General features: G+C 51.4%; 14 protein-coding genes. 8 read left to right on the forward strand and 6 right to left on the reverse strand.

Annotated elements, in window-relative coordinates:
* Positions 1 to 97: 97 nt before the first annotated feature.
* The gene (locus tag LKK83_RS14840) at positions 98 to 484 is read left to right on the forward strand and encodes a response regulator (protein ID WP_324631974.1); all 387 of its coding nucleotides are present in this window, start codon (positions 98 to 100) and stop codon (positions 482 to 484) included.
* A 97-nt stretch (positions 485 to 581) separates the two neighbouring features.
* Here the strand turns inward: LKK83_RS14840 and LKK83_RS14845 are convergent, their stop codons facing one another.
* Positions 582 to 800, reverse strand: a complete 219-nt coding sequence (locus LKK83_RS14845; protein WP_324631975.1) for a hypothetical protein — start codon at positions 798 to 800, stop codon at positions 582 to 584.
* Positions 801 to 964: 164 nt separating this feature from the next.
* Between LKK83_RS14845 and LKK83_RS14850 the strand changes: the two genes are divergently transcribed.
* Positions 965 to 2,173, forward strand: a complete 1,209-nt coding sequence (locus LKK83_RS14850; RefSeq protein WP_324631976.1) for an argininosuccinate synthase — start codon at positions 965 to 967, stop codon at positions 2,171 to 2,173.
* A 77-nt stretch (positions 2,174 to 2,250) separates the two neighbouring features.
* On the opposite strand, the gene LKK83_RS14855 is transcribed toward LKK83_RS14850, so the two are convergent.
* Positions 2,251 to 2,880 (reverse strand): DedA family protein, encoded by a 630-nt coding sequence (locus LKK83_RS14855; protein ID WP_324631977.1) that lies wholly within the window; start codon positions 2,878 to 2,880, stop codon positions 2,251 to 2,253.
* 176 nt (positions 2,881 to 3,056) lie between these two features.
* Here LKK83_RS14855 and LKK83_RS14860 point away from each other — a divergent pair, with 176 nt between their 5' ends.
* Positions 3,057 to 3,233 carry a hypothetical protein gene (locus tag LKK83_RS14860; protein WP_324631979.1) on the forward strand — a complete coding sequence of 59 codons (177 nt, stop codon included), beginning with the start codon at positions 3,057 to 3,059 and terminating at the stop codon, positions 3,231 to 3,233.
* Between the two features lie 12 nt (positions 3,234 to 3,245).
* Positions 3,246 to 3,617, forward strand: coding sequence for an STAS domain-containing protein (locus LKK83_RS14865; RefSeq protein ID WP_324631980.1), 372 nt, complete (start codon positions 3,246 to 3,248; stop codon positions 3,615 to 3,617).
* Positions 3,618 to 3,806: 189 nt separating this feature from the next.
* Here the strand turns inward: LKK83_RS14865 and LKK83_RS14870 are convergent, their stop codons facing one another.
* The gene (locus LKK83_RS14870; protein ID WP_324631981.1) at positions 3,807 to 4,544 is read right to left on the reverse strand and encodes a hypothetical protein; all 738 of its coding nucleotides are present in this window, start codon (positions 4,542 to 4,544) and stop codon (positions 3,807 to 3,809) included.
* Positions 4,537 to 5,094: an Npun_F5560 family protein gene (locus tag LKK83_RS14875; RefSeq protein ID WP_324631982.1), complete on the reverse strand. Its 558-nt coding sequence runs from the start codon at positions 5,092 to 5,094 to the stop codon at positions 4,537 to 4,539. The genes LKK83_RS14870 and LKK83_RS14875 overlap by 8 nt, the downstream gene beginning before the upstream one ends.
* 752 nt (positions 5,095 to 5,846) lie before the next feature.
* Between LKK83_RS14875 and LKK83_RS14880 the strand changes: the two genes are divergently transcribed.
* From LKK83_RS14880 to LKK83_RS14890, 3 genes are all read left to right on the forward strand, one after another.
* Positions 5,847 to 6,623 (forward strand): RNA polymerase sigma factor SigF, encoded by a 777-nt coding sequence (locus tag LKK83_RS14880; RefSeq protein WP_324631983.1) that lies wholly within the window; start codon positions 5,847 to 5,849, stop codon positions 6,621 to 6,623.
* A 109-nt stretch (positions 6,624 to 6,732) separates the two neighbouring features.
* Positions 6,733 to 6,927 carry a hypothetical protein gene (locus LKK83_RS14885; protein ID WP_324631984.1) on the forward strand — a complete coding sequence of 65 codons (195 nt, stop codon included), beginning with the start codon at positions 6,733 to 6,735 and terminating at the stop codon, positions 6,925 to 6,927.
* A gap of 103 nt (positions 6,928 to 7,030) precedes the next feature.
* Positions 7,031 to 7,303 carry a hypothetical protein gene (locus tag LKK83_RS14890; RefSeq protein ID WP_324631985.1) on the forward strand — a complete coding sequence of 91 codons (273 nt, stop codon included), beginning with the start codon at positions 7,031 to 7,033 and terminating at the stop codon, positions 7,301 to 7,303.
* Between the two features lie 93 nt (positions 7,304 to 7,396).
* Here the strand turns inward: LKK83_RS14890 and LKK83_RS14895 are convergent, their stop codons facing one another.
* The gene (locus tag LKK83_RS14895) at positions 7,397 to 7,855 is read right to left on the reverse strand and encodes a pentapeptide repeat-containing protein (RefSeq protein WP_324631987.1); all 459 of its coding nucleotides are present in this window, start codon (positions 7,853 to 7,855) and stop codon (positions 7,397 to 7,399) included.
* A 232-nt stretch (positions 7,856 to 8,087) separates the two neighbouring features.
* On the opposite strand from LKK83_RS14895, the gene LKK83_RS14900 reads away from it, so the two are divergent.
* A complete protein-coding gene (locus LKK83_RS14900; RefSeq protein ID WP_324631988.1) occupies positions 8,088 to 8,225 on the forward strand; it encodes a hypothetical protein in 138 nt (45 codons plus the stop codon).
* A gap of 129 nt (positions 8,226 to 8,354) precedes the next feature.
* On the opposite strand, the gene LKK83_RS14905 is transcribed toward LKK83_RS14900, so the two are convergent.
* The gene (locus LKK83_RS14905) at positions 8,355 to 8,477 is read right to left on the reverse strand and encodes a four helix bundle protein (RefSeq protein WP_442957318.1); all 123 of its coding nucleotides are present in this window, start codon (positions 8,475 to 8,477) and stop codon (positions 8,355 to 8,357) included.
* Positions 8,478 to 8,504 lie beyond the last annotated feature (27 nt).

An 8,504-nucleotide genomic window follows, 5' to 3' on the forward strand; every position in this document is an offset into this window, starting at 1 on the left:
GGAGCCGGATGAGGTGAAAGTCTCAAGTCCGGTTTTGAAGACGAGTAGTTTTGGTGACAGAATTACTTAGTTTAACATTGGCGGAGTAACTTTACATATGCCCAAACTCAAATTAATGGTGGTTGATGACGAACGCGACAACCTGGATTTGCTTTACCGCACCTTTCGACGGGAATTTCAAGTCATCCGCGCGCAAAGTCCTCTGAGTGCCATCGAATTGTTTGACGAACAAGGAGAGGTGGCGGTGATTATTACTGACCAGAGTATGCCAGAGATGACGGGTTTAGAATTATTGAGCAAGGCGAAAGACCGCTTTCCGAATACAATTGGCATTCTTCTAACCGGTTACAGTGAGGATGCCCTGGAAGATGCGGATGACATAAAAAGTAAAGCAAATGTTTTTAAATGCGTCAGCAAACCGTTCGATACTCAGGATCTAAAAGCGATCGTTCAAGAAGCGGCTGAAGTCTATAAAAATAGTTAGTCTAATGGGGAGTAACCCCATGCTTTCGCGTTTAGCTTCTTCAGTGGGTGATGCGGATGATATGGGTGGGGATTGCGCCTTGCTTCGAGATTTGCATTTAGCACAAGATTATTATTTTGTCAAGCATTTGAGGCAAAAAATCGGCTAAATGTTCGGCGATCGCGTTGAGCGAGGTGGTGTTAAAGGCGGCGATCGCCGATGTTCCTCCTTGGGCGACGCTTGCCATTGTGTTGCTACGTCTTGGGGCGAAATTGTCGGAATGCCGATCGCGGTGGCGAGGCGATCGCGTCGGCGCAATCTCAACAATCCGTGACAAGAACGTAACTGGAACTCCCGCAATTCGAGCGAACCGATTCAGCTCCCCGAAAAACCACAAGCAATCGGTGCTAAATTGATTATGCTCATCTGTTCGGGGTGGGAAAAAACCCGAATCCCGCAGCAGCGCAATTCAGTCATGTGTTGAGGAGAAAGGAGAAACCAATGGGTCGCGCTACCAAAGTCGTTTTGGCATATTCCGGTGGAGTGGATACCACGGTGTGCATTCCCTACTTAAAAGAAGAGTGGGGGGTGGAAGAAGTGATTACCCTGGCGGCAGATCTCGGTCAGGGAGAAGAACTCAAGCCTATCCAAGAAAAAGCATTAAAATCCGGTGCGAGTCAGTCCTTAGTGGAAGACGCAACGGAAAGATTTCTCACCGACTATGCGTTTCCCGCTATTCAAGCGAATGCGTTGTACGAAAATCGCTATCCGCTTTCCACGGCCCTCGCTAGACCGCTAATCGCGCAACTGTTGGTGGAGGCGGCGGAAAAATATGGGGCGGATGCTGTGGCGCATGGTTGCACCGGGAAGGGCAACGATCAGGTGCGCTTCGATGTGTCGATCGCGGCACTCAACCCGAATATCAAGGTGCTAGTTCCGGCGCGAGAATGGAACATGAGTCGGGAGGAAACTATTGCGTATGGGGAAAGGTTTGGCATCCCCTCTCCGGTGAAGAAGTCTTCCCCTTACAGTATCGATCGCAATATTTTAGGACGATCCATTGAGGCGGGACCTCTGGAAGACCCTTGGACGGAACCGCCGGAAGAAATCTACCTGATGACGCGGGCGATCGCAAACACCCCGGATGAACCGGAATATGTGGAAATCGGTTTTACCAAAGGCATTCCCACGACCCTGAATGGCAATATGCTCTCGCCTATCGACTTGATCTCGCAGCTCAACGAGATTGTGGGTCGTCACGGGGTGGGCCGCATCGATTTGATGGAAAACCGTTTGGTGGGGATTAAATCCCGGGAAATCTACGAGACGCCGGCGCTGCTGGTCCTTGTTGACGCCCACCGGGATCTCGAAAGCCTCACCCTGACCAAAGATGTGACGCAGTACAAGCGGGGTATCGAACAGACCTACAGCGAGTTGGTGTACAACGGTTTGTGGTACAGTCCGCTGAAATCGGCCCTGGATGCGTTTATCCAACAGACTCAGGAACAAGTCTCTGGCACGATTCGGGTGAAACTGTTCAAGGGTCAGGCAAAGATTGTGGGGCGCAAGTCGGAAAATTCTCTCTATACCCCGGATCTGGCTACTTATGGCGCTGAGGATAAGTTCGACCACAAGGCGGCGGAAGGCTTTATCTACGTTTGGGGTTTGCCCACGCGGATTTGGTCGAAAAAACTCAGAGGCGAGGCATAAGGTGCTTTAAGGGATAAAAAAGGCAAAAGAATCTCCGAACTCTTTTGCCTTTTGCCGCTTTGAGTGGCATACGCGGCTCATTCTTTCAGTTGTTTGGCACTGCTGCGTGCTTCTAACCACGGGAGGACGATAAACCAAACGATTGCGATCGCGAGGGCGAAAATGGCGAATTTGGCAACGCTGGAGACTAACTGCTCTAAGGGGATGAGTTCACCGACAAAGAATGCTAAGCTGACCATCGCGCTGGCCCACAGGGTTGCGCCGGCTGCGTTGCACAATAGAAATTGTCCGTAGGGCATTTCGGCAATTCCGGCTAATGGCCCTGCAAAAATCCGTAGCAAGGCGACAAATCTCCCTAAAAATACGGCCCGGGCGGCATTTTGACTAAATTTATCTTTGACGGCTAGGATTTGTTTTTCGGAAATTTTAAATAGTCGGCCTAGGGCGATCAGGAAGGGCCAGCCCCCTTTTCGCCCGACCCAGTAGCCGCAGTTATCGCCGAGGACGGCACCGGCGATCGCGCTACCGAGGACGAACCAGTAGTTGAGTTCGCCACTGCCGGCGAGAAAGCCGCCAACGAGGGTAATGGTTTCCCCGGGGAGGGGAATCCCGGCGTTTTCTAATGTTATTCCCAGAAAAACTGCCCAATAGCCGTATTGATGCGCGATTTCAGTGATGGTTTCTACAGAGATTAACTCAGACGACATGCAACACAGCCTTGAAATTTTGACGATTCTCTAACATATTGACTTATATTCGGCAATCCTGTCAATGTTTGCGGCTTTGAGGGGGTTGCTTGTTATTAACTGGAAATTAAAAATTTGAAAAAGGTAAGATAGACTACCTCTAGGAATTGAAATCTGTTTGTATAATGTAGCGATTATTGGCCGATCGCGATTGCGGGTGGGGGCAATTCTCCTGGTCGGCGATCGCGATCGCATGGATCTGGCGATCGGGGGCACTCCAGTTTGGGGAAATTGCCGCCATGCTGGAACAGGGAGCATTATTTCAGGTTCACAGCAATAATCGGCTTTGGCCAGTTCGATATAATATCTTTTGAGGTAAAACAAAGATGTCCCAAGAACAAATCACTCAACCGATCGTATTTAGGCCGCAGGATTGTCTTGACGCCGAGACGGGGAAAGCAATCGAAGCAGAAGTGGCGGCGATCGCGGCTCATAGAGAAACGCTGTTTGTCATCGATCTGTCCGAGGTAGACCTGGTAGATAGTGCTGGCTTATTTGCGTTGGTCAGCGCACTGAGAACTGCGAGAGAAAGCGCGAGTCGTTTGGTGATTTGCAATGCCCCACCCCCAGTGCGGTTGATTTTTGAAATTACGCAGCTCGATCGGGTATTGGAGATTTTCGATTCTTATGAAGCGGCGATCGCCACCCCTTCTCGCCAGTCTGCGCCCACCAAGCGGTCTGGGTTGGTGGCTGCCTAATTTCTCCTTACCTCTGTGTGCGAGGTTTTCCGGGTGCGATCGGCTCATTTTCCCCCAATCTAGCCCGGTTCCTGGCATCGGCTCTCTGCCTGAATAAGAAACATCCCACCTCTGCAGCGAGAGAGAGTGACCCAGAGAATTTCCCCAAATATCGCCGGGGGGCGCTCCTCACTTAACCCCCGGCGAGCTTTAGGCTTTAAGTGAGTCGCGGATTGTGAGGTCGAGAATCGGCCTGTGGGTTAAGCAGTACCAGTGGCAGGCGAACAAGTCGGGGACTTGAACGCCGATGCTGGCGAGAGCGGGGGTTGCGGGAAAGGGCCACAGGCGATCGAAGCTGAGGCGGTCTTCCAACAGCCCAAATTGCATCAAATAGGTTGCCGGAGGAGCGGATAGCTCCTGGAGCAATTGGTGGGCAAAGGCATAGAGGGGTTGTCGCCGCGCATCGGGGAAATGCACTGGCTGTAGGTAGGCGGCCCCGGGGGTGGCAGCGGGTGGAAACACCAGGTCGGCGGGGGTTGCGGAGGCTGTGGCTGCGGATGCCGTGGCGATCGCTTCCCCGTAAAGCGGCCCTCTGGCAGTCAGGACGATGGGCAACCAAAAGTTGCCCTCGCCGATGGGATAGTTCCATTTCCTCACCACCTCGGTCTGCAATCCCGCCACATCGGCACAGGTTTGATAGATGTCCCGCCCGGGAAAGTCCAGGGTGGGGGGCACGTTGAGGGTGAGGGGGCAGACTAAGGTATCCGATGCGGAGCCTAAAATTTCACTTAAGTGAGGAGCCGGGTGGATTTCTGGCTCCACATCGGGGTGAGTTTGGCCGATCGCGACTTTGAGTGCGGCTATCATGCGATCGAGGGGGGCAGGGTCGCCCTGAGGACGCTCCTGGACTCCCCAATCCGGCGCGATCGCGATGGCTATCCTACGCATTTCCCAAGGATGGCAAACTGATGTCTCCTCCTTGCGATCCCGACAAGCTTGGCAATTCCAACCGTCCAGAGTGGCGACGGCTTCTTACCGCTAAGCGATAGCTGACGCTTTGCAGTTCGGCGTGAAGCTGGCGGTTTTCCCGTTGCAGCATTTCCACCTTTTCGCGCACTCCTTCCATGCGTTCGGCGAATTTCTGCCGATAAATTTCGGGCAGTTCTTGCACCACTTGCTCGAGCATGCGAGAGCGATCGGTGAGTTCTTGCACGGAATGGCGCAGTTGATAAATCTCTTCATCTCGCTCTTGCAGTTGCTCTTGATAAAATGTCACCTGCTCTTCCACTCCTTGCAGTTGTTCGCGCAAGGAGCGCATCTGCGCGAGGTATTCATCGGGAATATCTTGGGCGACGCCTGGGTTGTTATTCCCTTTGACTAAGCGGAACAACTCTTGCGAAAGCTGTTCGACTAGCCGATCGCGCATTTGCAACTCTTCGCGCAGATGAGACAATTCCTCTTGCGCGGATTGTAGGTTTGGCGTTTCTGCTTGGCTCACGATTCTGACGCGCTCCTTTTTTATATCGGTTTATGTATTTGACCCCGCTTTTGGCGGATCCCGGGCAGCCGCCCTCTCCTCCCCCCAACGGCGCTGCCGTTAATTTACCATTTGCCATCGCCGTTGACACCGCGTTTCTGACTTCTGTCAAGAAATCCTGGTATTTTCTTGGACCGCCGCGATCGCGCTCTCGGCAAAGCGGGCTATCGCTCCCGCTTCTGGCAAAATGTCCGATCCGTCCCTTGAGGTTTCCATACTCTAGGGACAGCACCCTCGAGGTCTTGAGGACAATTGGCTACCCTGAAACTATTTTGGCTCGAACCGTTCGTTTTGTCACGCAAAAGGCTTTCTCAGGCAGGATTCCTCGATAACGGCGGTGCTTTGGGTACCACTCCCCTAGCCCCCTGCTGCCCGCAAATCCTGGCGGCGATCGGCCAGTCTTTACAAAATCTTTCTAAAAAATGTGTCATTAAAAGGATATGATTATCACACCCCTAATGCTGTTGCCAACCGAAAACAGGTAATATAGTTTAGAAGAAGAATAAATTCCTCAGTCTGTCTCCCCCAACCCCGCTTTCCCTCCCGAGGGGTGCCCTTCCACTCAGTCCCCTGGCTGCAGCAGCGATCGTCACCCTCGGCATGTTTGGCGACCCGGTTGGGAGACCGATCGCACCGACTGTGCGGCAGATCACTGCGGCGAAAGAAAAATTCGCTCATACTCAAAAGGGGAGCTACCTACCGGGGTGTTCAGAATGCTTACAACCGTCAACAGTCAACGAGTCAAAAGTGAAAGTTTGGAACTCCTGCGCGAGTACCAAACCACCGCTTCTACCGAAATTCGCAATCAAATCGTCCAACTCAATTTTGGGTTGGTTAGAAAGGAAGTGCATCACTGGATGCAGCAGTGTAGCGAAAGTTATGACGATCTGCTACAAGTAGGATGCTTGGGCTTGATTCGGGCGATCGAACGTTTTGATATGTCCAAAGGACATGCCTTCAGTTCGTTTGCCATTCCTTACATTAGAGGGGAAATTCAACACTATCTGCGCGATAAAAGTCCCTCTGTCCGCATCCCGCGCAATTGGTTGACCTTGCAACGGCAAGCCACTAAGGAAATTCAACGCTTGCAACAACAGCTCAATCGCCAACCCTCTGATGCTGAGGTGGCGGCGGCCCTGGATATTTCTGTCATGCAATGGCAGGAAGTTAAACTCGCCTGTCGCAACCGCGCCCCCCTGAGCTTGGATGCTCCAGTTCAGGATGAAGAGGAAGGCGCAACTTCCCTCGGAGAATTGGTGCCCGATCTGGGCTATCGCAGTTTCCAGTTGGCCCAAGAAGACCGACTTCGCCTGCAACAAGGTCTGGCTAAGTTGGAGGAAGGCACTCGCAAGGTACTCGAATTCGTATTCCTCCAGGATTTGACCCAAAAAGAAACGGCGGAACGCATGGGCATTAGTTCGGTCACCGTTTCTCGTCGCGTTAAAAAGGGATTGACCTCTCTCAAAAAGGTGATGGGAGGCACGCAATAGCTCTAAATTTTATTCTACTCCTGCGACATTTGGAAATTGCCATCATGGGATGAGGCGCGATCGCTGATGAGCTAAAGAACGCGCCTCCTAATTTTTACCCGAAAATTGCTTGTTAGTAATAAGTTATATTAAAAAGCTCGCGCCCCTCGCAACCGACGGATGGAAGTATGGCTTATTTTGGCGAGGCGATCGCCAAGCAGCAGAACCGGAAATGGCGGTGGGGGCGATCGCAAATTCACTCCACAGCGGGGATCCGGTTTCCAGAAGCAGGGATACCCCCTCCTCGGCAATGTATCTCACATAAATCAACCCATCCGATAGGAATCAAGTGACGGGCGGAAAACCCTTTGGGTGGGTATAGATTCCTGATTCGGTCAGCTTTTGGGGAGGAAATAAGTAGCTGTTTTTTGATTTTATCTGCAATGAATATTGACGAGGCGATCGCCCAGTTAGCCGAGAGATTTCAAACCCTCGCCCATCGCGTCAGCGAAAACGCCCTAGAAGCCATCCGACCGCAAATTCGACTGTTAGCCACCCAATTTACCCGCAAACAGGTGCGCGATAAACTACAGCGCAACCACTCCTGTGACCGAGAGACCGAAAACCTGCGCGCCGAGAATTTGCTGCTAGAAGAACTGCTCAAAGAAATAGAAAATTGCTCCAATCGAACCTGTGGCTAAACCGACCGAGGGAACCGCGAAACATCCCATCCACTTCCCGCTTTCCCAGACAATAGCAGACTGGGGTAGAATAGGGGAGTGGGTTTATCGCGCCTATTGCACGCGCCCGAGCATTTCTGCAGGCATTTCCGCGTCATTGAGATCCGCCCCGATTAAATTCGTATCCGACAGATCCGCCGCCGTTAAATCCGCATTGGTGAGATTGGAAAAGGAGAGATTCGCATCGGTTAAATCAACTCCTTGCAAATTCGTATCGGTTAACGTCGCAGTATTTAAAAAGGCATTGGTCAAATCCGCACCTTCTAAATTTGCCCCGGTCAAATCCGCACCTTCGAGGTTCGCATTTTCCAAGTTAGCACCAGCGAGGTCTGCATTTCGCAAATCCGCCCCGATCGCATGTGCGCCGCTGAGGTCAGCACCCACCAAATCGCATCCCGGACAGATATTGGTTTCCAGCAGTTGGCGCACGTGGGCGGGGTTTTCCGCTTTCACCGGCGTGGCGAAAAATAAGGCGATTAAAAGAGCAGCAGTATTTAAAATTGTGGTTTTCATTGCTTTTTCTCCAGTTATGCTATATCTTAATTATCTCGGATATCCCCGAGGCGCGCTGCGATCGCATCGAAGAATCCATGTGATAAATTTCACGCAAACTGGCGATCGGGTTCCTTGCAAAAATCCCAATTTGTGGTAAAATAAGCGAATCTGTCTGATGCCGAGACGAAGGGATGCGGCCACATACAGGAAAGCACAAGGCAGGGATTTTGTCAAGTAGCTGTAGCCAGAGATGGGGGGAAATCGGCGAGGGGAGAAGAAAGGGGATATAATCGATTTGGTGCGATCGCACGGCACGGAAATGACCCAAATCAATCCCACAGAAGGGGAACGGGGAACGGGGAACGGGGAACAGAGGTCATTTTTCTAATTGCTTTTTAATTAATAAGACTAATAATCATTCTACTTTCTTCCGGCAATAAATGTATAATCATTTCTAAAACAAGGGAACGGGGAACGGGGAACGGCGTCAGTATCATTTTAAACTGTTCCCTGTTCCCTATTCCCTATTTCCTCTATTTGAGATAGAAACGGAACATCTCTTCATTTGTGAGACCATACCATAGAGTTCATGTTTAGGGAAAAGATTAGTCAGAAAATAGCATTTTTCTGCAATTTCCATACCTTTTTGCCAAATTCTCAAGTCTTT

Source organism: Phormidium sp. CCY1219 (assembly GCF_035615515.1).
In the GTDB taxonomy this organism is placed as follows: Bacteria; Cyanobacteriota; Cyanobacteriia; order Cyanobacteriales; family Laspinemataceae; genus CCY1219.